This is a genomic window from Herbidospora sp. RD11066 (genome assembly GCF_054661255.1).
In genome coordinates, this window is the sequence record NZ_BAAGDO010000004.1 from 387,384 (window position 1) to 411,204 (window position 23,821).

At 71.6% G+C, this 23,821-nt stretch carries 19 protein-coding genes; 16 read left to right on the forward strand and 3 right to left on the reverse strand.

From position 1 onward, the window contains the following. The first annotated feature begins 11 nt into the window (after positions 1-11). The 9 genes from ACYQ78_RS18550 (at position 12) to ACYQ78_RS18590 (ending at position 14,120) form a co-directional block, all read left to right on the forward strand. A complete protein-coding gene (locus ACYQ78_RS18550; RefSeq protein ID WP_459802096.1) occupies positions 12-5,999 on the forward strand; it encodes an SDR family NAD(P)-dependent oxidoreductase in 5,988 nt (1,995 codons plus the stop codon). After that, complete coding sequence (locus tag ACYQ78_RS18555) at positions 5,996-6,739, forward strand: SDR family NAD(P)-dependent oxidoreductase (protein WP_459802097.1); 744 nt, start codon at positions 5,996-5,998, stop codon at positions 6,737-6,739. Before ACYQ78_RS18550 ends, ACYQ78_RS18555 begins: the two co-directional genes overlap by 4 nt. A 10-nt stretch (positions 6,740-6,749) precedes the next feature. After that, positions 6,750-7,148 carry an ester cyclase gene (locus ACYQ78_RS18560; protein ID WP_459802098.1) on the forward strand — a complete coding sequence of 133 codons (399 nt, stop codon included), beginning with the start codon at positions 6,750-6,752 and terminating at the stop codon, positions 7,146-7,148. Between the two features lie 7 nt (positions 7,149-7,155). After that, positions 7,156-7,557, forward strand: a complete 402-nt coding sequence (locus ACYQ78_RS18565; protein ID WP_459802099.1) for a nuclear transport factor 2 family protein — start codon at positions 7,156-7,158, stop codon at positions 7,555-7,557. A 93-nt stretch (positions 7,558-7,650) separates the two neighbouring features. After that, positions 7,651-9,288, forward strand: a complete 1,638-nt coding sequence (locus ACYQ78_RS18570) for an ABC transporter substrate-binding protein (protein WP_459802100.1) — start codon at positions 7,651-7,653, stop codon at positions 9,286-9,288. Further along, entirely contained in the window at positions 9,288-10,187 is a 900-nt protein-coding gene (locus tag ACYQ78_RS18575; protein WP_459802101.1) for an ABC transporter permease, read from the forward strand. Before ACYQ78_RS18570 ends, ACYQ78_RS18575 begins: the two co-directional genes overlap by 1 nt. Then, entirely contained in the window at positions 10,184-10,990 is an 807-nt protein-coding gene (locus ACYQ78_RS18580; protein WP_459802102.1) for an ABC transporter permease, read from the forward strand. The genes ACYQ78_RS18575 and ACYQ78_RS18580 overlap by 4 nt, the downstream gene beginning before the upstream one ends. Next, entirely contained in the window at positions 10,987-12,714 is a 1,728-nt protein-coding gene (locus ACYQ78_RS18585) for a dipeptide ABC transporter ATP-binding protein (protein ID WP_459802103.1), read from the forward strand. The genes ACYQ78_RS18580 and ACYQ78_RS18585 overlap by 4 nt, the downstream gene beginning before the upstream one ends. Next, positions 12,711-14,120, forward strand: a complete 1,410-nt coding sequence (locus ACYQ78_RS18590) for an acyl-CoA carboxylase subunit beta (RefSeq protein ID WP_459802104.1) — start codon at positions 12,711-12,713, stop codon at positions 14,118-14,120. Before ACYQ78_RS18585 ends, ACYQ78_RS18590 begins: the two co-directional genes overlap by 4 nt. Here ACYQ78_RS18590 and ACYQ78_RS18595 read toward each other — a convergent pair. Next, positions 14,117-15,577, reverse strand: a complete 1,461-nt coding sequence (locus ACYQ78_RS18595; RefSeq protein WP_459802105.1) for a serine/threonine-protein kinase — start codon at positions 15,575-15,577, stop codon at positions 14,117-14,119. The genes ACYQ78_RS18590 and ACYQ78_RS18595 overlap by 4 nt on opposite strands. A gap of 58 nt (positions 15,578-15,635) precedes the next feature. Beyond that, entirely contained in the window at positions 15,636-16,295 is a 660-nt protein-coding gene (locus tag ACYQ78_RS18600; protein ID WP_459802106.1) for a TetR/AcrR family transcriptional regulator C-terminal domain-containing protein, read from the reverse strand. Positions 16,296-16,378: 83 nt separating this feature from the next. Between ACYQ78_RS18600 and ACYQ78_RS18605 the strand changes: the two genes are divergently transcribed. The 6 genes from ACYQ78_RS18605 to ACYQ78_RS18630 all read left to right on the forward strand — a co-directional run bounded on the left by ACYQ78_RS18605 (position 16,379) and on the right by ACYQ78_RS18630 (position 20,713). Then, positions 16,379-17,344 (forward strand): NAD(P)-dependent alcohol dehydrogenase, encoded by a 966-nt coding sequence (locus tag ACYQ78_RS18605; protein WP_459802107.1) that lies wholly within the window; start codon positions 16,379-16,381, stop codon positions 17,342-17,344. Between the two features lie 69 nt (positions 17,345-17,413). Beyond that, positions 17,414-17,941, forward strand: coding sequence for a hypothetical protein (locus ACYQ78_RS18610; protein WP_459802108.1), 528 nt, complete (start codon positions 17,414-17,416; stop codon positions 17,939-17,941). A 21-nt stretch (positions 17,942-17,962) separates the two neighbouring features. Next, positions 17,963-18,382: an SRPBCC family protein gene (locus ACYQ78_RS18615; protein ID WP_459802109.1), complete on the forward strand. Its 420-nt coding sequence runs from the start codon at positions 17,963-17,965 to the stop codon at positions 18,380-18,382. Further along, positions 18,369-18,881: a TetR/AcrR family transcriptional regulator gene (locus tag ACYQ78_RS18620; RefSeq protein ID WP_459802110.1), complete on the forward strand. Its 513-nt coding sequence runs from the start codon at positions 18,369-18,371 to the stop codon at positions 18,879-18,881. The genes ACYQ78_RS18615 and ACYQ78_RS18620 overlap by 14 nt, the downstream gene beginning before the upstream one ends. Continuing rightward, the gene (locus ACYQ78_RS18625; RefSeq protein WP_459802111.1) at positions 18,878-19,633 is read left to right on the forward strand and encodes an alpha/beta fold hydrolase; all 756 of its coding nucleotides are present in this window, start codon (positions 18,878-18,880) and stop codon (positions 19,631-19,633) included. The genes ACYQ78_RS18620 and ACYQ78_RS18625 overlap by 4 nt, the downstream gene beginning before the upstream one ends. Before the next feature lie 87 nt (positions 19,634-19,720). Further along, positions 19,721-20,713, forward strand: coding sequence for an ADP-ribosylglycohydrolase family protein (locus ACYQ78_RS18630; protein ID WP_459802112.1), 993 nt, complete (start codon positions 19,721-19,723; stop codon positions 20,711-20,713). Positions 20,714-20,717: 4 nt separating this feature from the next. Here the strand turns inward: ACYQ78_RS18630 and ACYQ78_RS18635 are convergent, their stop codons facing one another. Beyond that, positions 20,718-21,416, reverse strand: a complete 699-nt coding sequence (locus ACYQ78_RS18635) for a DUF4328 domain-containing protein (protein ID WP_459802113.1) — start codon at positions 21,414-21,416, stop codon at positions 20,718-20,720. A gap of 284 nt (positions 21,417-21,700) precedes the next feature. On the opposite strand from ACYQ78_RS18635, the gene ACYQ78_RS18640 reads away from it, so the two are divergent. Next, a complete protein-coding gene (locus tag ACYQ78_RS18640; RefSeq protein WP_459802114.1) occupies positions 21,701-23,785 on the forward strand; it encodes a DEAD/DEAH box helicase in 2,085 nt (694 codons plus the stop codon). Positions 23,786-23,821: the final 36 nt, after the last annotated feature.

Below are 23,821 nucleotides of genomic sequence, written 5' to 3' on the forward strand. Positions count from 1 at the left end.
AGCGACCTCCCATGGCTGACGACGCACAGCTTCGCGACTATCTGAAGCGCGCCATCGCCGACGTCCAGACCCTGCGGTCCCGGCTCCACGAGGTGGAGTCGGCGCGGCGGGAACCGATCGCGATCGTGGGCATGGCGTGCCGCTTCCCGGGTGGGGTCACCTCACCCGACGACCTGTGGAACCTGGTCGCCGCCGGGCGCGACGCCGTGAGCGAGTTCCCCGCCGACCGGGGCTGGGACCTCGACGGCCTGTACGACCCCGACCCCGACCACCAGGGCACCTCCTTCACCCGGCACGGCGGCTTCATCGACGCCGCCGGATTCGACGCCGGTTTCTTCGGCATCTCCCCACGAGAGGCGCTCGCGACCGACCCGCAGCACCGGCTCCTGCTGGAGACGGCCTGGGAGGCGTTCGAGCACGCCGGAATCGACCCTTCGGCGCTGCGCGGCAGCCGGACCGCCGTGTTCGCGGGCCTGGCCGGCGGAGACTACGGCGTCGGCGCGGGTCACCCGGTCGAGCTGGAGGGCCAGATCGGCATCGGCACCCTCCGCAGCGTCGCCTCGGGCCGCATCGCCTACGCCTTCGGCTTCGAGGGCCCGGCGGTGACGGTGGACACGGCGTGCTCGTCGTCGCTGGTCGCGCTGCACCTGGCCGCGCTGTCCCTGCGGTCGGGGGAGTCGGACCTGGCCTTGGCGGGCGGGGTGTCGGTGATGGCGACCCCGCAGGGCTTCGTCGAGTTCTCCCGCCAGCGCGGGTTGTCGGCCGACGGCCGGTGCAAGGCGTTCGCGGCCTCCGCCGACGGCACCGGGTGGGCGGAGGGTGTCGGCTTCCTCCTCGTCGAACGCCTCTCGGACGCCCAGCGGCTCGGCCACCCGATCCTCGCGGTGGTCCGCGGCTCGGCGATCAACCAGGACGGCACCTCCAACGGCCTCACCGCCCCCAGCGGTCCCGCACAGCAGCGCGTCATCCAGTCGGCCCTGGCCTCGGCCCGCCTGTCTTCCGCCGACGTCGACCTCATGGAGGCCCACGGCACCGGGACCAGCCTCGGCGACCCGATCGAGGCGACCGCCATCCTCGCCACGTATGGCCAAGGTCGTGCTCCTGGCCGCCCGCTGTGGCTGGGGTCGCTGAAGTCGAACATCGGGCACTCCCAGGCCGCCGCCGGGGTCGGTGGGGTCATCAAGGTCGTGCAGGCGATCCGGCACGGGCTGCTGCCCCGCACGCTGCACATCGACGAGCCTTCTCCGTACGTGAACTGGTCGTCGGGCGAGGTCGAACTCCTCACCAAGGCCCGGGAGTGGCCCGCGTCGGAAGGGCTGCGAAGGGCGGGCGTCTCGGCGTTCGGCGTGAGCGGCACCAACGCCCACGTGATCATCGAACAGGCCCCGGCCACCCCGGAACCGGTAAGGCCCACAGCGCCGGGCGAGCAGGCAGAGCCTGACCGGTCCTCGGGGGGCGCCAACCTCGGGGTGACCGGTCTGCTGCCCTGGGCGATTTCCGCCCGCACGCCTGAGGCGCTCCGCGCACAGGCGGCGCGGCTGGCCGATTTCGTGACGGCCGAGCATGACCTGGCGGTGGTGGCGTCGTCGCTGGTCCGGACCCGGGCGCTGCTCGACGAACGGGCCGTGGTCGTGGGTTCCACCCAGGCTGACCTGGTGGCGGGGCTGCGGGCGCTGGCGGCGGGGGAGTCGTCGGCCTCGGTGGTCACCGGCCGGTCGGGCGGAGGACTCGCCTACCTGTTCACCGGCCAAGGCAGCCAGCGAGTGGGCATGGGCCGGGAACTGTATGAGCGCTTCCCGGTCTTCGCCGAGGCCTTCGATGCGGCGTCGTCGGACCTGGTGAAGGAGGTGGTTTTCGGACGCGCGACTCCTTCTCACGGGCAGGCAGCCGAGCCGGATGGTGGCGCGGCGTCCGACGGGCGGCTGGGTCAGACGTTCTTCACGCAGTCGGGGCTGTTCGCGTTGCAGGTGGCGCTGTTCCGGTTGCTGGAGTCGTGGGGTGTGCGGCCCGACTATGTCGCCGGGCATTCGATCGGGGAGTTGGCCGCAGCGCATGTGGCCGGGGTGTGGTCGCTGGAAGACGCGTTCAAGGTGGTGGAGGCGCGGGGGCGGTTGATGCAGGCCCTTCCCTCCGGTGGGGCGATGGCCGCCATTGAGGCCGCCGAAGACGAGATTCCGTCGAGCGTCGAGATCGCGGCGATCAACGGCCCCTCGTCGATCGTGGTCACCGGGGAAGAGGACGCGGTCGAGGCCGTCGTCGCCGAGTTCGCCGGGAAGGGCCGGCGCACGCGGCGGCTCACCGTCAGCCACGCCTTCCACTCGGCGCGGATTGAGCCGATGCTCGCCGAATACCGGCGGGTGCTGGAGTCGGTGACCTTCCACGAGCCGGGCATCCCGCTGGTCTCCACGCTCACTGGCCAGGTCAGTGACGTCACCACACCCGATTACTGGGTCCGCCAAGTGCGGGAGCCCGTCAGGTTCGCGGATGCCATAGGCACTCTGGACGCCGCCGGTGTCACGACATTTCTGGAACTGGGCCCCGACGGGGTGCTGTCGGCGTTCGTTCCCCAGGGGCGCACGGCCTTCCCGCTGCTGCGCCGGAATCGTCCAGAGGAAGAAACCGCTCTGCTCGCGCTCGGCCAAGCCCATATCCATGGTCGTCCCGTCGGGTGGGATGCCGTCCTCCCGGAGGTGGGCAGGGTCGAGCTGCCGACCTACGCCTTCCGGCACGACCGCTACTGGCTGGCCCCCGCCACGCTGAACTCCGGCGACCCCGCCGGGCATCCGCTGCTCGGCGCCACCGCCGTGCTGGCCGATGCCGGTGGGGTGCTGCTGTCGGGGCGGCTGTCGCTGCGCACTCACCCCTGGCTGGCCGGGCACACCGTCATGGGCACCGTCATCGTGCCCGGCACCGCCCTGGTCGAGCTGGCCGTCAGGGCCGGCGACGAGGTCGGTCTCGGCAGCCTCGACGAGCTGGTCGTCGAGGCCCCGCTCGTGCTGCCGGAAGGGGGCGCGGTCGACGTCCAGGTCTCGGCGGGTGCCCTCGACGACGAGGGCCGGCGGCCCGTCACCATCCACTCCAGCACCGGCGACGGCTGGACCAGGAACGCGACCGGCACCCTCGGCGCGGCGGCGGAGGCCCCCGAGAACCCGGAGAACATCGGGACCTGGCCGCCGCCGGGCGCCGTCCCGCTGGAGATCGGCCACGTCTATGGGGAGCTCGCCGACGCGGGCCTCACCTACGGGCCGCCCTTTCAGGGGCTCCGCGCCGCCTGGCGGGACGGCGACGACCTGCTCGCCGAGGTCGAGCTCGGAGAGGAAGAGCAGGGCGACGCCGCCTGGTTCGGCGTGCACCCGGCGCTGCTCGACGCCGCCCTGCACATCGCCGCGCACCACGGGCTGACCGACAGCCCGCCCGGACAGAACCGCCTGCCGTTCGCCTACGCCGGGGTCCGGCTGCACGCCGCGGGCGCCGCCGCGCTGCGGGTCAGGCTGGTCCTGCACAGCGCCGACGAACTCTCCCTGTACGCCGCCGACGAGACCGGCGCCCCCGTCGTCTCGGTCACCTCGCTCCTGGCCCGACTGGTCTCGGCCGACCGGCTGCGCCCCGCCGACCACGACTCCCTGTTCACGGTCACCTGGCCCGAGGTGACGCCGGCCCCCTCGGGCCAGGAGGCCGACGTCCTCCGGGTCACCGGCGCGGAGTTCCGCGACCTGACCCCCGAGGCCGCCCTCCACGGTCACGTGCACCGGGTCCTCACCGAGATCCGGAAGTGGCTCGCGGAGGAGAGCGACCGGCCCCTGGTCGTGGTCACCCGGTACGCCGTCGCCGTCAACCCGAAGGAGAGCCCCAACCCGGTCGTCGCGCCGATCTGGGGGCTGGTCAGATCCGTCCAGGCCGAACACCCCGGCCGGATCTTCCTCGTGGACGCCGACGACGCGGTCGCCGCCGTCCCCGACTCGGGTGAGCCCCAGCTGGCCATCAGAAACGGGAAGTACTTCGTCCCACGACTGACCCGGGCCGCCGCATCCGACGGCGCCGAGCAGCGGGAGTGGGACCCCGAGGGCGCGGTGCTGATCACCGGCGGTACGGGTGCGCTGGCGGGGGAGCTGGCCCGGCATCTCGTGCGGACCGGCCTCACCCGGAACCTGGTGCTCCTCGGCCGCAGCGGGCGGCTCGAACCCGGCCTGGAAGACGAACTGACCGGCCTCGGGGCCCACGTCACCGTCGTCGCCGCCGATGTGGCCGATCGCGAAGCGGTCGCGGCGGTGCTGGACGCGATCCCTCGACGACTGACGGCGGTCGTGCACACGGCGGCCGTGGTCGACGACGGCCTCGTCGAGTCGCTCACCGAGGAGCGGGTCGACCGCGTGCTCGAAGCCAAGGCCGACGGCGCCTGGGTGCTGCACGAACTCACCCGTGGCCACGACCTGGCCGCCTTCGTGCTCTACTCGTCCGCGGCAGGGCTACTCGGCGGTCCGGGGCAGGCCTCCTACGCCGCCGCCAACGGGTTTCTCGACGCGCTCGTCGCGCACCGCCGCGCCCTCGGACTGCCGGGGCACTCCCTGGCGTGGGGGCTGTGGGAGCGTCCGACCGGGGCGACCGCCCACCTCACCGATGCCGACCGGGCCAGGGCGGCCCGTGCCGGGCTCGGTGCGCTCACCACCGAAGAAGGGCTGCGGCTCTTCGACGCGGCGATCGCCCGGGACGAACCCCTCCTGGTCCCGGCCCGGTTCGACCTCCGCCCCCGCGACGAGCAGCCGATCGCCCTCCTCAGAGGGCTGATCCGCCAGGTCAGGCGCAGCGCCGGGCCCCGCGCGGCGACCGGCCCGGTGCTCGCCCACCGCCTGGCCCGGCTCCCGGAGGAGAAGCGGCACGAGGCCGTGCTGGAGGCGGTCACCGCCGAGGTGGCGGGGGTGCTCGGCGCGGCGAGGGACTCCATCGCCCCCGACCGGCCGTTCAACGACCTCGGGCTCGACTCCCTGACCGCCGTCGAACTGCGCAACAGGCTCGACGCCCTCGCCGGGCTCAGGCTGCCCGCCACGGTCACCTTCGACCACGGCACCGCCGAGGCCCTCACCGCGTTCCTGCTGACCAAGATTCAGGACGTCCAGCCGGAAGAGCAGGAGCCTGCCACCCGCCAGGGCCCGCTGTCGGAGCTCTACCGCGCCCTCTACGCCAAGGGCCAGTACGCCGCCGCGGCCCAGCTGATCGGCGTCGCGTCGAGACTGCGCGGAAGCTTCGACGCCGCCCATAAAAATGACCACGTCCTGCCGCCGATCCGGCTCGCCGAAGGGCCAGCCCCGGTCGTCGTCATCTGCTTCCCCGCCGTCAGCGCCATCTCGGGACCGCACGAATACGCCCGCTTCGGCCAGGGGCTCAAGGGGCTGCGGGACGTCCACGTCCTCCCCTCACCCGGCTACGACCCGGACCACCTCCTCCCGGACACCGAGGAGACCTACATCCGGATGCACGCCGACACCGTGGCCGGCATCGTCGGGAACCGGCCCTATGTCATCGTCGGCCGGTCGATGGGCGGGGCCGTGGCCCATTCGGTCGCCGAGGAGCTGGAGAACCGGGGGCTGCCCGCCTCCGGGCTGGTGCTGATCGACTCGTACCCGATCGACAGCCCGGCCCAGGAGGCCTACCGCGACTGGTGGCTGAAGGCGATGCTCACCGGGATGCTCGAACGCATCGAGCGCTACCGCATGGTGTGGAGCGACGCCAGCCTCACCACCATGGGCGGCTACGGCGTCGTGCTGGCCGACTGGGAGCCCAAGCCGATCTCGGCACCCACCCTCATGCTCCGCGCCGCGGAACCGCTGCGCGGGACCGTCGTCGACCCGACGGGGCGGCTCGACTGGCGGCCCTCCTGGCCGCTGCCCCACGAGACCGCCGACGTTCCGGGCGACCACTTCACCGTGCTGGAGGAGCACTCCGACACCACGGTCGCGGCCGTCCGGGACTGGATCCAATCCATCGAGAAGAGGACCGCATGAGCGTAGAGGTCGTGGCCGTCACCGGCGCCGCCGGAGGGATCGGCCGGGCCATCGTCGGGCTGTTCGCCGAGCGGGGCGTGAAAGTCGTCGCCGTCGACGTCCACAAGCCCGATCTCACGGAGACCGACGACATCGCCGTCGTCGTCGGGGACGTCTCCACCGAGGAGACCAACGAGGCGTTCGCCGAACTGGCCCTGAGCCGGTTCGGGCGGCTCGACGCGGTCGTGCTGAACGCGGGCGTCGGCGGCGCCGGGCCGCTGGAGTCGCCCGGCGCGATCGACCGGTTCGACCACATCTGGGCGGTCAACGTGCGGGGGGTGGCGCTCGGCGTGAAGGCCGCGCTGCCCGCGCTGCGGGCCTCCGGCGGCGGTTCGATCGTGGTCACCTCGTCGATCTCGGGGCTGGGCGGCGACCCGGGGACGTGGGCGTACAACGCGACCAAGGCCGCCGTGATCAACCTGGTGCGCGGGCTCGCCCTCGACTACGCGGCCGACAACGTCAGGGTCAACGCCATCGCCCCCGGGGGTGTGTCGGTCGGGCTCAACGCCGGCGCCGCCGCCCACCCCGTGCTCGGCCCGGCCATCTTGGAGCGCATCCCGCAGCACCGCTGGTCGGAGGCGCGCGAGCAGGCCGAGGCGATCTGGTTCCTGACCTCGCCCGCCGCGTCGTACATCACCGGAATCACCCTGCCCGTCGACGGCGGGCTCTCCGCCAACAACGGCATCCTGTCCCCCCGATGAAGGAGCACCTTTGAGCATCGAGCAGAACAAGGAGACCGCGCGGCGGCTCTACGAAGAGCTGATCACGCTGCGCCGCCCCGAGCTCTTCGAGGAGCTGATCGCCGAGGACGCCGTCGACGAGACCATCGGCGGCGGCAACGGCCGCGACGACTTCCGCACCCACGTCGAGAACGTCTGGGCCACCGTCGAGGGCGTCAAGGCGACCGTCACCGACTCGGTCGGGGAGGGCGACCGGGTGGTGGTGTTCTGGCGCATCGAGGGCGTGCAGCGGCAGCCGCTCTTCGGCGCCCCCGCGAGCGGCCGCCATTTCACCGGGAACAGCGTCAGCACCATCACATTCCGGGACGGCCGGATCGTGCGATACAGCGTCCTGCCCGACCGGCTGGGTATTCTCCAGCAGATTTCCTGAGGCGCGAATGAGCGAATTATCCTACGAGGACGTTTCGGACATCCGGGCCCTGCTGGCCCTGTTCTCCCACGTTTTCGACAACCGCGAGCTCGACGACCTCCACCGCGTGTTCACCGACGACGCCGTGATCGAGCTCAAACGCGGCGCCGGACGCCTCGTCGAGGGACTCCCCGCCATCGCCGAATTCTCCGATGTGCTCGGCCCCGACGGCCCTGACCACCAGACTCTCGACATCCACGTCTACGTCGACGACACCGGAACGGTCAGAGGCCGCAGCCGCTACCTGGCGATCCTGGCCGACGGCAGCGTGCACAACGGCGACTACCTCGACGAACTGGCCCGCACCCCGGAAGGCTGGCGAATCCGCCGCCGAGTTTCGGTGCCGAGATATCCCAGGAATGGCGGCTAGGGGGTATTAGGGGTACCCCTGAAACGGGTCGGAAATTAGCCTCGCATCGAATAGACGAATACTGATTTCCGACCCGCCGGAGCGGTGAGAAGAATGCACGTCCCCAGAAGATATAAAGCCGCCCTGCTGGCGGTTTTCCTCGTCACCGCCTGCGGTGGGCAGACGCCGCAGAGCGTTTCCTCGGAACCGGTCAAAGGTGGCAGCCTGACCTTCGCCGCCGACACCGAGCCGGTCTCGTTCGACGCCCACGTCAGCTCGCAGGACATCACCGGGTCGATCGTGCGCAACGTCCTCGACTCGCTGATCGCGCTCGACGCCTCCGGGAAGTTCCACCCCTGGCTGGCCGAGTCGTGGGAGGCCGCGCCCGACCTGAAGAGCTACACCTTCAAGCTGCGCAAGGACGTCGTCTTCCACGACGGCACCCCCTTCGACGCCGAGGCCGTGAAGGTCAACTTCGACCGGATCCACGACCCGGCCACCAAGTCGCAGCTCGCCTCCAGCCTGCTGGGGCCGTACACGGGGACGAAGGTCGTCGACCCCCACACGGTGACCGTCGAGTTCGCGCAGCCGTTCGCGCCGTTCCTCCAGGCCGCCAGCACCGCCTACCTGGGCTTCTACTCGCCGAAGGCGATCGCGGCGGGCTCGGCGGCGATCGGTTCCGGCGGTCCGGCCGCCGTCGGCACCGGGCCCTTCACATTCGCCGAGTACACCAAGGGCCAGCAGGCGGTGTTCGCCCGCAACGACGCCTACAACTGGGCGCCGAAGACGGCCGGCCACGCCGGGAGCCCCTACCTCGACAAGCTGACGGTGCGGTTCCTGCCCGAGGCGTCGGTGCGGGTCGGGTCGCTGACCAGCAAGCAGATCGACGTCGCCGCCGCGATCCCGCCGGCCAGCGTCAAGACCGTCGAGGGCAACGCCGAGCTGGCCGTCGTCGCGGCCGACTATCCGGGCGGCAACTACAGCATCTACCTGAACACGTCCAAGGAGCCTCTCAACGACGAGAAGGTCCGCAAGGCGATCCAGCGCGGCATCGACATCGACACGAACATCAACGCGCTCTACTTCGGCCAGTTCAAGCGCGCCTGGAGCCCGCTCGCGCCGACCACCCCCGGCTACAACGCCGCCCTGGAGAACAGCTGGAAGTTCGACCAGGCCGAGTCGAACCGGCTGCTCGACGAGGCCGGCTGGACCACCAGGGACGCCGAGGGCTACCGCACCAAGAACGGCGAGCGCCTGGTCGTCGACTGGCCGCTGCTGCCCGCCCAGTACGTCCGCGACTCGCGTGACGTCCTCGGGCAGGCCTTCCAGGCCGACCTGAAGAAGATCGGTGTCGAGATCGTCCGCCCGCAGGCCGACATCGGCACCTACCTGGAGCGCGTCTACGGCGGCAAGGCCGACATGGCCGACTACAGCTGGTCGCGGGCCGAGCCCGACGTGCTGTGGCTGCTGCTCAACGGCGCCAGCAAGCCCCAGGAGGGCGGCCAGAACGCCACCTTCCTCGACGACCCCGACCTCACCAAGTGGACCAATGAGGGCAGGGCCACCCTCGACGAGGCCGTCCGCAAGGACGTCTACGGCAAGGTCCAGCAGCGCGCCATCGACCTGGCCATCACGATCCCGATCTACACCCAGTCGCAGGTGCTCGGCCTCGGCAGGAACGTCAAGGGCCTCACCCTCGACGCCAACGCGTGGCCGCTGTTCTACGACGTCTGGCTCGGCAAGGCCCAGTAGTGAGCCTGCTGAAAAGGGCCGGGGCGGGGCTCGCGGTGCTCTGGGGCGCCGCGACCCTCGCCTTCGTCTCCCTGCTGCTCATCCCGGGCGACCCGGTCTCCACGCTGCTCGGCCCGGCGACGATGGCCTCGGCGGAGGTCCGCGCCCAGATCGCCGCCGACTACGGCTTCGACCGGCCCGTGATCGTCCGCTACCTCGACTACCTGGGCACGCTGCTGACCGGCGACCTCGGGTCGTCCTACCAGCTGCAACGCCCGGTCGGGCAGCTCATCGCCGACCAGCTCGGGCCGACCGTCCAGCTCGCGCTCGCGGCCGTGGCCGCCGCCGTGGTGATCGCGGTGATCAGTGCGATCGCCACCGTGGGCCGTCCGGCGGCCGGGGTCTGGGAGCTGGTGGCGGTGTCGCTGCCGTCGTACTGGCTGGGGATCCTGCTGCTCACCGCGTTCAGCTTCCAGCTGCGGATCTTCCCGGTGATCGGCGCGCAGGACCTCGCCGCGCTGGTGCTCCCCGCGCTCACCCTCGCGCTGCCGATAGCGGGCGTCCTCGCGCAGGTCCTGCGCGAAGGGCTGGAGGCCGCGCTGGCGCAGCCGTTCGCGACCACCGCGCGGGCCCGCGGGTTAAGTCAGTTTTCTGTACGGCTCCGCCACGCGTTGCGCCATGCCGCGGCGTCGCTGGCCACCCTCACAGGCTGGCTGGTCGGTTCGCTGCTCGGCGGTGCGGTGCTGGTGGAGACCGTGTTCGGCCGGTCGGGCATCGGCGCCCTCGCGCTCCAGGCGGTGAGCAACAAGGACATGCCGGTCGTGATGGGCGTGGTGCTGCTGTCGGCCCTGGTCTTCGTCGTCATCTCCAACGTGGTCGACCTGCTCCACGTCGCCATCGACCCGAGGGTGCGGGCATGAGCGCCCGCTGGCCGACGGCGCTCGCGTGGCTGGCGCTGCTGCCGATCCTGGTCGCCGCCGTCGCCCCCGAACTGCTCACCTCGGCGTCGCCGATCCTCATCGACCCGATCCACGCGCTGCTGCCGCCCGGCGGCGACCACTGGTTCGGCACCGACCAGCTCGGCCGCGACCAGTTCACCAGGGTCGTGTACGGCGCCCGGCCCTCCCTCCTGCTCGGACTCGGCGCCACCGCGCTGGCCGTGGTCGCCGGGGCGCTGCTCGGCGTCGCGGCGGCCCTGGGCGGGAAGGCGGTCGACCAGGTGGTCACCCGGCTGCTCGACGTCCTGCTCTCGCTGCCGCAACTGCTGCTCGCGCTGCTGGTCATCACCGTGCTCGGCGGCGGGGTCGCCAACGTCGTCCTCGCCATCGCGCTGGCCTTCACCCCCGGTTACGCCCGCATGGTCAGGACCGAGGCGGTGGTCGTCCGGCGGTCGGGCTACGTCGAGGCCGCGCGCGGGCTCGGTCTCGCGCCGGGCGTGCTGGTGGCCCGGCACGTGCTGCCCAACGCGGTCGGGCCGCTGCTGGTGCTCGCGACGGTCGGCTTCGGCACCGCCCTGATCGCGGGGTCGGGGCTGAGCTTCCTCGGGTTCGGCGTCCAGCCGCCCGCCCCCGAGTGGGGCGCGATGCTCTCGGAGGGCCGCGACTTCCTGGCCGACGCCTGGTGGCTCGGGCTGTTCCCGGGCGCCGCGATCACCCTCACCGTGATCGCCGTCAACGTGCTCGGCCGTGCCGCCCAGCGCCGCTACACCCGGAGGACCGCGTGATCGACGTCGAAGGACTGACCGTGTCGTTCGCCGGTCTCGAAGCCGTGCGCGACGTGTCGTTCACGGTCGCGCCGGGGGAGTGCCTGGCGATCGTGGGCGAGTCGGGGTCGGGCAAGAGCGTCACCGCCCGCGCCCTGGTCGGCCTGGCCGGAGACCGCGCGAAGGTGACCTCACGGAGCTTCACCTTCGAGGGCGACGACCTGTCGAAGCTGACCGAGACCGGCTGGCGGGGGGTGCGCGGCCGCCGCATCGGCCTCATCCTCCAGGACGCCCTCGTCTCCCTCGACCCGCTCAGGACCGTCGGCGCCGAGGTGACCGAGACCCTGGCCACCCACCAACTCGGCGAGCGCCGCGACCGCCCGGCGAGGGTGCTGGACCTGCTGTCGGAGGCGGGCATCCCCGACCCGGACCAGCGCGCCCGCCAGCACCCGCACGAACTCTCCGGCGGCCTGCGCCAGCGCGCCCTGATCGCCTCGGTCGTGGCGGCCGGGCCCTCGCTGCTGGTCGCCGACGAACCGACGACCGCCCTCGACGCCACCGTGCAGGTGCAGATCCTCGACCTGCTCGGGCGCCTCAAGCGCGAGGGCGCCGCACTGCTGCTGATCAGCCACGACCTCGCCGCCGTCGCCCGCCTCGCGGACCGCGTGGCGGTCATGTACGCCGGGCGTTTCGTGGAGGAGGGCCCGGCGGAGGAACTGCTGGCGGCCCCCGCGCATCCGTACACGAGAGCCCTGATCGCGGCCGTCCCGGCCGCGCACGCCAAGGGCACCCGCCTGTCGGTCGTGCACCCGGGCCTGCCCGGCGCCTGCGCCTATGCCGCCCGCTGCGCTCTGGCCGACGAGCGCTGCCGGAAGGAGGACCCCTCGCCCACCGGACTCGGTGAGCGGCGGGTCCGCTGCCACCACCACGATCGGCGGCTTCCCGAGCTGCCGCCGATCAGCCTGGGGGAGAACCGCGCCCCCGGTCCGGTGGTCCTGTCGGCCGAGCACATCACCAAGCGCTTCGGCGTGCGGACCGCCGTCGACGACGTCTCCCTCGTGCTCAGGGCGGGGGAGACGCTCGGCGTCGTCGGCGAGTCGGGCTCGGGCAAGACCACGGTGGCCCGCATCGCGCTGGGCCTGCTCGACCCCGACGCCGGAACGGTCACGCTCGACGGCGAACCGTGGAGCGGCATCCGCGAACGCCACCGGCGACCGCGCAGAAGCCGCATCCAGGCCATCTACCAGGACCCTCTCGGCTCCTTCGACCCCCGTCACTCGGCCGGGCAGATCATCGGCGAGGCCGTCGCGGTGCCCCGCCGATCGAAGAAGGCCCGCGTGATCGAGCTCCTCGACCAGGTCGGCCTGCCCGCGACCCTGCTCACCCGCCGCCCGCTGGAGATGTCGGGCGGGCAGCGCCAGCGGGTCGCGATCGCCCGCGCCCTGGCCACCGGCCCCGACGTGCTCGTCTGCGACGAGCCGGTTTCGGCGCTCGACGTCAGTATCCAGGCCCAGATCCTCGACCTGCTCGCCACGCTCCAGCGCGACCTGGCCGTGGCCATGCTCTTCATCTCCCACGACCTCGGCGTCATCCACCACGTCAGCGACCGGATCGCGGTCATGAAGGACGGCCGGGTCGTGGAGAGCGGCACCACCGCGGAGGTGTTCGGGTCGCCGAAGGAGCCGTACACCAAGGAACTGCTCGCCGCGGTGCCCACCCTCGCGACGGAACGGAGCCCCCGATGACGATCACCCCCGAGCGGGTCGACCACCGCTCTCCCCTGGTCCGGCTGGCCGCGCTGTTCGACGAGGGCAGCGTGGTCCGCGACGGCGACCCCGAACGCAGCGGGGTCACCGTCGCGCACGGCCGCGTCGGCGGCTCGCCCGTCGTCGCCTACTGCACCGACGCCACGGTGATGGGCGGCGCGCTCGGCCTGCCCGGCGCGGTCAAGATCGCGGAGGCCATCGACGAGGCCGTGGTGCGCCGCAGGCCCGTCATCGGCCTGTGGCACTCGGGCGGCGCCCGCCTGGCCGACGGCGTCGAGTCGATGGACGGCGTCGGCCGCATGTTCCAGGCCATGATCAGGGCCTCCGGCCGGGTGCCGCAGATCTCGGTCGTGCTCGGCCCGGCGGCCGGCGCGGCCGCCTACGGTCCCGCCCTCACCGACATCGTGATCATGTCGGCGGACGCCCGGGTGTTCGTCACCGGCCCCGACGTCGTGCACACCGTCACCGGCGAGCGCATCGACATGGCCGGTCTGGGCGGTCCCGACGTCCACTCCCGCAAGTCGGGCGTGGTGCACGTCGTCACCGAGTCGGAGCCCGCCGCCTACCTGCGCGCCCGCCGCATCGCCGGCCTGCTGGCCCGGCCGGGCGCCTTCGACCCCGCCGAGGCGGGCGACGACGACCCCGGCCTCGGCGGCCTGCTCCCCGAGGAGCCCCGCCGCGCCTACGACGTGCGGCCGCTGCTGCGCCGCGTGCTCGACGGCGGCGGCGACGCGCTGGAGGAGCTCCAGCCCAAGTGGGCGGCCAACATGGTGGTCGGCTTCGGCCGCCTGGGCGGCCGGACGGTCGGCGTCGTCGCCAACAACCCGATCCGCAAGGGCGGCTGCCTCGACTCGCTGAGCGCCGAGAAGGCCGCCCGGTTCGTCCGCACCTGCGACGCGTTCGGGGTGCCGCTGCTGGTCGTCGTGGACGTCCCCGGCTACCTCCCCGGCGTCGGCCAGGAGTGGGACGGCGTGGTCCGCCGGGGCGCCAAACTGCTGCACGCCTTCGGCGAGGCCGTCGTGCCGCGCCTGACCCTGGTCACCCGCAAGTCGTACGGCGGCGCCTACATCGCCATGAACTCCCGCTCGCTGGGCGCCGACGGGGTGTTCGCCTGGCCGGGCGCGGAGGTCGCCGTGATGGCGGCGGAGCCCGCCGTCAACGTCCTGCACCGCAAGGCGCTGGCCGCGGCGTCCGACGAGGAGCGCGAACCCCTGCGCGCCGCCCTGGTCGAGGAGCACCAGCGCATCGCCGGCGGCGTCGACCGCGCCCTCGGCCTGGGCGTGATCGACGAGATCATCGACCCGGCCCGGACCAGGCGCCGCCTGATCGAGGCGTTCGCCGCCCTCCCGGAGACCCGGGGCAGGCACGGCAACATCCCGCTCTAGCCCGCCTGGTGGAGGGACCGCACGAGCAGCTTGGCGAACCTGTCGATGGTCGAGAACCCGGTCTTCGGCCCCGAGTAGTAGAGCCACATCTGCACGTTGGACGTGCGGACCACCAGCCTGGTCTGGTTGTACGCCCCGGCGTCCCGGGTCCAGCTGATGGCGGCGTCACCGACCGTCGCCCCGACCCGGAGCTTGGTCTTCGGCTCGCGCAGCGGCTCCTCTTCCTCGGTGGCGCGGCTCTGGTCGAAGGTGAGCCGGGCCGTGGTCTCGGAGTCGAGCTGGATCTTCTGGATCTGGAGGTACTCGCCGCCCGCGGTCTGCCACTGGCAGGCGTCCTTCGTCATGAACTGCTGCTTGGCCGCCGCCCCGAGCAGGCTCCGGATCTGTGCCTGGGTGACCAGGGAGCAGGCGATCGGGTTGCTGGTCAGCACCGCCTTCTTCGGCGTCTCCGGGCTCGCCTTCGCCGTGGCCGGGGCGGTCACGGGGGCGTTCGTGGGGCCGGCCGTCGCCGGGGCATCGTCGCGCGCGTTCAGCCACAGCGCCGTGCCCGCCCCGCCGACCAGCACCACGGCCAGCGCGGCCCCGGCGAACACGGGCGCCTTGCTCTTCTTCGGCGGGCGGGCCATGGCCGGCATCGTCGGCGGCGCGGTGCCTCCGGCGATGGCGTGCAGGCCCTCGATGGCGTGCCCGGCCGGGATCCGCCGGGCGGGGTCCTTGTCCAGCATCGCCATGAGCAGCGGGGCCAGCGGCCCGGCCAGCCGCATCGGCGCCGGTTCGTGCATGAGCACCGCCGCCATGGCCGCGGCGGGATTGTCGCGCTGGAACGGCGCCACGCCCTCGACCGCCGAGAAGAGCGTCGCGGCCAGCGACCACAGGTCGGACGGCGGCCCGTCGGGCTCCCCGCGCAGTCGCTCGGGCGCGATGTAACCGGGCGACCCCGACACCGCCCCCGTCTGCGTCAGGTTGACGTCACCCGCGACGCTGGCGATGCCGAAGTCGGTCAGCAGCACCCGCCCCTGGTCGGTGATCATCACGTTCCCGGGCTTCACGTCACGGTGCAGGATGCCCATCGCGTGGGCGGCGCCGAGCGCGTCGAGCACGGTCACGCCGATCGCGGCGACCCGCTGCGGCGGCAGCGGCCCCTCGTGCCGCACGACCGCCTGGAGCGACCGCCCCCGGACCAGCTCCATGATGATCCACGGCCGCCCGTCCTCCAGCACCACGTCGTGCACGGTCACGATCGACGGATGCGACCGCAGCCGCGCGGCGGCCCGCGCCTCCCGCAGCGTGCGCTCGCGCATCTCCGCCAGCCGGGGTTCGTCGAGGTCGCGCGGAAGCAGCACCTCTTTGACCGCGACCTCCTGGCGCAGGAGCTCGTCGACGGCGTGCCAGACGGCGCCCATGCCGCCCTGGCCGATGCGGGAGAGCAGCCGGTAGCGGCCGGCGAGTAGCGTCACGGCGCGCTCCTTCAAGCTGGGGTGCGGCACAAACCGTACTTCATCCGGCCCACCCCGCTCATCTCGATGATGAGCCACTTGCGTGATGGATGCGCTCGAACCCGTCCAGCAGAAGATCCAGAGCGAACTCGAACTCGAACTGGTCGTCGCAGCCCGACCCGACGATCGACTTCTCGTCGTGGGCCACCTGCAGCGCCATCTCGGCCAGCCACGGGAAGGTGTCCTTCATCGCGTGCGCCGCCGCCTCCTGGGTCTCCGGGTCGGTCGCCGTGTCGTCGAAGAGCTCCTGGCTGAAGCCCAGGATCCGGCTGCCCAGCGTGTGGATCACGTGGTGGCACAGGTCGACCGAGAACCCGCCGCCCCGGAGCAGGCCGATCACCGAGTTCATGTACGCCAGCACCGCCGGAGTCGGATTCTGGCGCGCCTCGATCACCCCCGACGCCCACGGGTGGGCGAGCAACGTCTGGCGCGCGGCCAGGATGCGGGCCCGGATGACCGGCTTCCACTCGCCCTCGGCCGGGCCCGGGTCGATCTCGGCGACCACGGTGTCGATGATCCCGTCGAGGAGTTCGTCCTTGTTCGCGACGTGCTTGTAGAGGGCCATCGGCACCACGCCGAGTTCGGTCGCGAGCCGACGCATGCTCAGCCCGTCGAGACCGGCCTCGTCGGCCAGGGCCACGGCGGCCTCCAGCACGCGTTCGCGACTGAGTCTGGCCAATCTTCCATCGCCTCCTTGACGAGTGTACGCCGTACACCTACTGTCCTAGGTGTACGGCGTACACCTAGCTGAGAGGAACTCCCGTGAAGGCGATTGTGCAGGACACCTACGGCCCGCCCGACATCCTGGAGTGCGGAGACGTCCCCACGCCCACCCCCGGCCCCGGCGAGGTGCTGGTCAAGGTCATGGCCGCCTCGCTCAACGCGCGCGACTGGCACGTGCTGCGCGGCGACCCCTATCTCTCCCGGCTGGCCTTCGGCCTCAGGAGGCCCAAGATGCCGATCCTGGGCACCGACTTCGCCGGAGTCGTCGTCTCGGGCGAGGGCTTCAAGCCCGGCGACGAGGTCTACGGCGAGTACAACGGCGCGTTCGCCGAGTACATTGCGGTCCCGGTGAAGGTCGTCGGGCCCAAGCCGGCGAGCCTCACCTTCGAGCAGGCCGCCGCCATGCCGCTCGCCGCCTGCACCGCCTTACAGGGCCTCGCGGGTGTCGAAAAGGGCTGGTCGGTGCTGATCAACGGGGCCTCCGGCGGGGTCGGCACGTTCGCCGTCCAGCTCGCCAAGGCGCGCGGCGCGCGGGTGACCGCGGTGTGCAGCGCCAGGAACGCCGACCTGGTGGCCGGACTGGGCGCCGACCGTGTCGTCGACTACCGCAAGGAGGACTTCGCCCTGCTGGGTGAGCGCCACGAGGTGGTCTTCGACCTCGTCGGCAACCGGTCGCTCCGTGACCTGCGCAAGGTCACCACCGAAGGTGGGACGGTGCTGATCTCCGGTGGCGGCGTCTACGAGGGCGGCAGCCTCTTCGGGCCGCTCGGGCTCATGATCCGGGCCCGGCTGGCCGCCACGTTCGGCCGGGGGAAGATCGTGATCCTCCAGGCGGTGCAGAGCCGGGCCTCCCTCGACGAACTGCGGGAGCTCGCCGACAGCGGTCGGATGGTCCCGGCCGTCGACCGCACCTATCCGCTGGCCGAGGCCGCCGACGCCATGCGCTACCTGGAGACCGAGCACGCCCGGGCCAAGGTCGTGCTCACCGTGAATGCGACACCTTGACCAACTCGGGGACGAAACGACGACCTCACCTCCCGGCCGGGGGAGGTCCGCTCCGAAGATCATCAAGGCATGTCCTCAATGCGCACGTGGCTCCTCGCCGGAGCACTCGCCGCCACCGTTCTCGCTCCGGTTCCGGCCTCGGCCGCCGCCGCGCCCGGCACCATCACCTGTTCGGGCGGTGAGATCACCGCCCTGTTCAACCCGGCCGTGACCATGTCGCCCAACACCCACTGGCTGACGCTCGCCGGTCCGACCGGCCACTGCTCGTCACCGCAGTATCCGTCGATCAGTTCGGGCATCCTGCGCGGCCACGGCGCGTTCACCGGCTTCTGTCCCGGGCCGTTCGTCCCGGCGACCATGGAAGTGTCCGTCCAATGGAACGACGGGTCGGTCAGCACCGTCGGCGGCGCGGTGTTCCAGGCGAGCCTGAGCGGATGGGTGCTGCTGCCCGGCACGATCACCTCGGGCCCGTTCACCGGCGACCGCATCTCCGCCGTCGCCCTGAGCGCCGGGCTCCCCGACCCGCCGACGCTGCCCTGCCTCATCGGCGGCCTCAACCAGCTCCACACCAAGGTCCAGGCCTTCGCCATCGCCTAGGGCGTGTGTACCATTTGGTACATGCGCTACGAATCGGCGGTGCTCATCGACGCCCCGCCCTCCCGGGTCTGGGAGATCTTCAGCGACGTCGCCCGCTGGCCCGAGTGGATGCCCACGATCGAGGCGCTCGACCTCCTCGATCCGGGCCCGCTGCGGGTCGGCGCCAGGGCCCGGATCCGGCAGCCGAGACTTCCCGTGGCCGTCTGGCGGGTCACCGAACTCGCCGACGGCCACCGGTTCACCTGGGCCAGCGGGGCGTTCGGGCTGCGTACAGAGGGAATCCACGTGGTCGAAGCCACGCCGGGCGGTACCCGGGCCCTGTCGGTGATCGACCAGACCGGATTCCTCGCGCCGATGGCGGATCTCCTGATGGGAAGACTGACCCGCCGATATCTCGCCCTGGAGGGCGAGAGCCTGAAGGCCAGAAGTGAACGCGCGTGACAGGTTGCTCGCCGAGGCGGTGGCCTACTTCGCCGCCCACGGCGTGGGCGACGCCAGCCTCCGCACCATCGCGACCGGCATCGGCACCAGCCACCGCATGCTCATCTACCACTTCGGCTCCCGCGAGGGCCTGCTGTCCGAGGTGGTGCGGGAGGTCGAGAGCCGCCAGCGCGTCGCCCTCACCGACGTCGGCTGGGAGGTCTACTGGGACCGCCTGGTCGCCCAGGCCCTCATCTACGGCCCGCTGTTCTTCGAACTCTCCGCCCACGCGATGCAGGGCCGCCCCCACACTGAAGGTCTGCGCGCCGACCTGATCGACGGCTGGCTGCCCCCGCTCGTCGAACTGTGCGTGGCCGCCGGAGTGCCGGAAGAGCAGGCGGCGGCCTACGCGCGGCTGAGCCTGGCCGCGACCCGGGGGCTGCTGTTCGACCTGATCCTGTCGGGCGACCGAGCGGGAGTGGACGAGGCGGCGGCCCTGCTCGCGTCGATGTTCCCGTGAGAAAGGACCCCGCCATGGTCGTCGCCCCCGACGGCGTGGAACTCTCCGTCACCGTGTCCGGCACCGGCCCCGCCCTCATCGTCATCGACGCCGCCGGGAACTACAGCGGCTTCCGCCCGCTCGCGGCCCCGGTCGACCTCCTGGCGGAGCACTTCTCGGTCGTCGTGTACGACCGTCGCGGGCGCGGCGCCAGCGGCGACGCCGAGGCGTACACGGTGGAGAAGGAGGTCGGCGACCTGGCCGCCCTGATCGACGCCACCGGCGGCCCCGCCTTCCTCTACGGCATGTCCTCCGGCTGCCTGCTCGCGATCCACGCGGCGGCGGCCGGACTCCCGGTGCGGAAGATCGCCCTGTTCGAGCCCCCGCTGTCCTTCGACCCGGACCCGGCCTTCACCGCGGAGGTCCGCGACGTCCTGGCCTCACGGGGGAAGAGGGCGGCGGTGGAGTTCTTCGGCCAGGCGATCGGCGCCCCGGGCGAACCGCCACCCGAGGCGTGGGAGATCGGCCACACGCTGGTGTACGACTGCCTCCTCCTGGAGACGGCCTCGCCCGAACTGCTCGGGGCGGTGGGGGTCCCGGCCCTGGTCCTGGACAGCACCGGCAGCGCGGGCCCGCTGGCCGACATGGCGGCCCTGGCGGCCGACCACCTCCCGAGGTCGACACGGCGGACACTGCCGGGGGAGTGGCACGGCGTGCCGGGAGAGGTCCTGGCCCCGGTGCTGCGCTCGTACTTCCTTACAGACGAGACATAATCCCGTTTTGGGATGTCCTCGTCATGCGGCAGCCCGGCGCTGCGGTGTTGATCGAAAGAATGGGCGTCCCCTACAGATCGAGGCCCCATGAATCCTGGTCGTGTCCGCGGTTGCCTCATCGGCGGCGCCATCGGTGACGCGCTCGGCGCCCCCGTCGAGTTCGACTTCCTGCGCGAGATCCGCGCCGAATTCGGCGCCCCCGGCATCACCGACCTCACCGACGGCCAGATCACCGACGACACCCAGATGACCCTGTTCACCGTCGAAGGCCTGATCCGCGGCAGCGTCCGAGGCCGCGAGCGCGGCATCGGCCACGTTCCCTCGGTGGTCCGCCACGCCTACCTGCGCTGGCTCGACACCCAGGACCACCCGACCCCGCCGCCGCAGGGCGACGTCTTCCACCGCACCGGCTGGCTCCGCGAGCAGACCTGGCTCTACTCCCGCCGCGCCCCCGGCAACGCCTGCCTGTCGGGCCTGCGCGGCAACGTGAACGAGGATTCCAAGGGCTGCGGCACGGTCATGCGCTCGGCCCCCTTCGGGCTCGGCCCGTGGCCCGCCGACCAGGCCTACGCGTGGGCCGCCGAATGCTCCCGGTTCACCCACGGCCACCCGACCGCGACCGCCTCCGCGGGCGCGCTGGCCGCGATCGTCCACCACCTCACGAACGACGCGACCGTGGAAGCCGCCGTGGCCGCCACCCTGCCCCTGGTCGACGACCCCGCGACGACGAAGGCGCTCCAGGAGGCCGTCGACCTCGCCCGCTCCGGCCCTCCGACGGCGGCGAAGGTCGAGTCACTGGGCGAGGCGTGGGTGGCCGAAGAGGCCCTGGCCATCGGCGTCTACTGCGCGCTGGTGGGAGGCACCTTCACCGACGCGCTGATCCTTTCCGTCAACCATTCGGGCGACAGCGATTCGACCGGCTCCATCTGCGGCAACCTCCTCGGCGCCGCCGGATGGGACATTCCCGCCCGCTGGGCCGACCGGATCGAAGGCCGCGAGACGATCGACGCACTGGCCGACGACTTCGTCGCCGAGATGACCCGGGGCGGCGCCCCCCGCGACCGCTACCCGGGAAACTGACGGCCTAGTAGGACTGCTGCTGCGGGGGCACCTGCTGGTGGTACCCCTGCGGCGGATACTGCGGCGCGGCCGCCCGGGGGATCGCCTGGAACTTGGTGATCCGGTTGACCACCATGATCGCCAGCACGCCCGCGACCAGCGTCAGCGGGAAGAAGAACATCTCCACCAGCGCCGCGCTCTGCAGGTCGGCCAGCTCGGTGCTGCCGAACACGAACCGCGCGACCAGGTTCGACCCGAACACCGTCAGCACCCAGGTGATCCACCAGGTCATCGCCAGGCCCCCGGGCTTACGCTGCTGCGGGTCGGAGGCGGTCCAGATGTCGTCCACGATCTGCTTCGGGAACCAGAACGAGATGATCGGGACGATCCACCCGAAGATCAGCCAGGGCCGCCCGAGCCGCTGCTTGACGTGGGGCGCCAGAGCCTCGGCGTTGGCCCTGACCCGGAACAGCCAGATCCAGTAGAAGATCCCGGCCAGGAGCAGGGTGCCGGCCTGGAGGATGCCGGTGAACGCGTACAGGCTGTCGCTGTCGGCGACCTCGGCGAGATCGACGCTCAGCGGGTCGGCGGCGACCTCCCCGATGAACGTGTAGCGGTCGTAGCTGACGAAGACGGCGGCGGCCTCGATGAGCAGATTGAACGCGATGAAGAGCGTGGCGAGCACGGCGAGCCCACGCGCGGGCCGGACGGGAACGGGATGCATTCGGGATCCTTGGAATAAGGGAGAGAGAAAGAGCGCATAACGCTAACTTTTTCGATCCCTCATATCGGAAATCCCTGCCGGAATTCATGGCTGAGTGGCCCATTCGTGCAGGTCATCGGGGAGTGTGAATGGGCCACTCGGCAAAAGGTGTTCCGTCCCGATCGTACAAATGAATTCCGTTCGTGGAACGGCGTGTCCGTGATGGAACGGCCCTGTCGGTCGGCTCTGCCATCATCTGGTGACGACCCGGCCTGTTTCGTTGTTTCCCGGGCAGAGGAGAGATCATGGGTGTACGCGAGGCCGACGACCTCTGCCGGATCGCCGAGCGGCTCACCGCCACCGCCCGCACCCTGCTCGCCGACCACGCCACCGTCCAGGGTCAGGCCCTTCACGCCCTCGACACCCTGCGCAAGCACACCGTCCGCGACGACCTCGCCCAGATGCCCGTCACCCGCCTCAGAGACGTCACCGGCGGACGTCTCCGCACGGCTCCGCTCGAACGGTCAGGTATCACCACCGTTCTCCAGGTGCACGACATGTCCGCCTACCGCCTCCAGGAACTCCCCGGTGTGGGCCCCCAGACCGCCAGGCAGATCAAGGCCGCCGCCGACCAGATCGAGGAGGCCGCGCGGCAGCTCGCCGGGGTGAAGATCGAGCACGACGACTGGATGTCCGAAGCCCTCGTCATCGCGCTCAAGCGGCTGCTCGACGCGGGAACGGAACTCCCGTTCCACATCCGGGCCGCACGCGACATCGACACCACCTTCACCCCGCTGCTGAAGGCCGCCCAGCCCGCCCGGTCCCGCTGGCGGCTCGTCACCGCCGGACGGAGGCGTCGCGAGGAGGCGCGGCAGGCGGTCGAGACGATCGACGGCCTGCTCGACGGCGCGACCCGGAAGAGCGAAGAGTTTCCCCAGGTCATCACCGATCTGCTCCGCCCGGCCTCGACCGGCTATGAGGCCTGGTCCGACTTCGAATACCGGTCGTCCGACTACTACTCGCTGCTGGCCGACCTCGCGGGGGAGCGGGTCACCGAGGGCATCCTGCCCGACGACGTGCTGGCCAGGGTCAACGCCCAGCCGCTCGACGACACCCATCGCCGTGTCTCGCTGCGCGGCTACCAGTCGTTCGGCGCGCGGTTCGCGCTCGCGCAGCGGCGGGTCATCATCGGCGACGAGATGGGGCTCGGCAAGTCGATCGAGGCCATCGCGGCCCTCGCGCATCTGGCGGCCGGAGGGGCGACGCACTTCCTGGTCGTCTGCCCGGCCAGTGTGGTGGTCAACTGGGTGCGGGAGATCGAGATGCGCAGCACGCTCAAAGCGCAGAAGATCCACGGCAACCGCCGGGAGGCCGCGCTCGACGAGTGGCACAAGCAGGGCGGCGTGGCCGTCGCCACGCTCGACGGGCTCCACCGGCTGACCCCCACGGCCACGGTGTCGATGCTGGTCGTCGACGAGGCCCACTACGTCAAGAATCCCGCCACCAAGCGGGCCAAAGCGGTCGCCGCCTGGTGTGCCACCGTCGACCGGGTGCTGTTCCTGACCGGGACGCCGATGGAGAACCGGGTCGAGGAGTTCCGGGCGCTCGTCGCGCACCTCGATCCCACGCTGGAGATCAGCCAGGGCGGGCCGCAGGCGTTCCGCAAGTCGGTCGCCGCCACCTACCTGCGCAGGAACCAGGAAGACGTGCTGCACGAACTACCCGACCGGGTCGAGGCCGACGAATGGGTCGAGTTCTCCGGCGACGACCTCGGCGCCTACCGCCAGGCGGTCGCCGACCGGCACTTCCCGAAGATGCGGCGGGCCGCGTTCGTCCACCCCGCCACGTCGGCCAAGCTCAAGCGGCTGACCGAGCTCGTCGAGGACGCCGAGGCCAACGGGCTGAAGGTCATCGTGTTCTCCTATTTCCGAGACGTCCTGAAGGTCGTCGGCGAGACGCTCGACACGCCCTACCAACTGACCGGCGATCTCGACCCGGAGAAGCGTCAGGAACTCGTCGACACGTTCTCGAAGAAACAGGGCCATGCCGTGCTGCTGAGCCAGATCGTCGCCGGGGGAGTCGGGCTCAACCTCCAGGCCGCCTCGGTCGTGATCCTCTGCGAGCCGCAGCTCAAGCCGAGCACGGAGACCCAGGCCATCGCGCGGGCCCACCGCATGGGGCAGACCAGGAAGGTCCAGGTGCACCGGCTGCTCGCGGTCGACTCGGTCGACCAGCGGCTGCTGGAGATCCTCGCGGCGAAGACCAGGAGGTTCGACGAATACGCCCGGCGCAGCGATCTGGCCGAGTCGAGCCCGGCCGCCGTCGACATCTCCGAACAGGCTCTCGCGCACCAGATCATCGAAGAGGAACAGCGGCGCCTTTTGGGTTAATGTTCTTGAGCGCTCCCCCGACAGATGGAGTCTTGG

Excerpts from the sequence above, each read along its gene's own strand:
- ACYQ78_RS18550 (WP_459802096.1), top strand. The coding sequence starts at position 12 with ATGGCTGACGACGCACAGCTTCGCGACTATCTGAAGCGCGCCATCGCC.
- ACYQ78_RS18555 (WP_459802097.1), top strand. The coding sequence starts at position 5,996 with ATGAGCGTAGAGGTCGTGGCCGTCACCGGCGCCGCCGGAGGGATCGGC.
- ACYQ78_RS18565 (WP_459802099.1), top strand. The coding sequence starts at position 7,156 with ATGAGCGAATTATCCTACGAGGACGTTTCGGACATCCGGGCCCTGCTG.
- ACYQ78_RS18570 (WP_459802100.1), top strand. The coding sequence starts at position 7,651 with ATGCACGTCCCCAGAAGATATAAAGCCGCCCTGCTGGCGGTTTTCCTC.
- ACYQ78_RS18580 (WP_459802102.1), top strand. The coding sequence starts at position 10,184 with ATGAGCGCCCGCTGGCCGACGGCGCTCGCGTGGCTGGCGCTGCTGCCG.
- ACYQ78_RS18590 (WP_459802104.1), top strand. The coding sequence starts at position 12,711 with ATGACGATCACCCCCGAGCGGGTCGACCACCGCTCTCCCCTGGTCCGG.
- ACYQ78_RS18610 (WP_459802108.1), top strand. The coding sequence starts at position 17,414 with ATGTCCTCAATGCGCACGTGGCTCCTCGCCGGAGCACTCGCCGCCACC.
- ACYQ78_RS18615 (WP_459802109.1), top strand. The coding sequence starts at position 17,963 with ATGCGCTACGAATCGGCGGTGCTCATCGACGCCCCGCCCTCCCGGGTC.
- ACYQ78_RS18630 (WP_459802112.1), top strand. The coding sequence starts at position 19,721 with ATGAATCCTGGTCGTGTCCGCGGTTGCCTCATCGGCGGCGCCATCGGT.
- ACYQ78_RS18635 (WP_459802113.1), bottom strand. The coding sequence starts at position 21,416 with ATGCATCCCGTTCCCGTCCGGCCCGCGCGTGGGCTCGCCGTGCTCGCC.
- ACYQ78_RS18640 (WP_459802114.1), top strand. The coding sequence starts at position 21,701 with ATGGGTGTACGCGAGGCCGACGACCTCTGCCGGATCGCCGAGCGGCTC.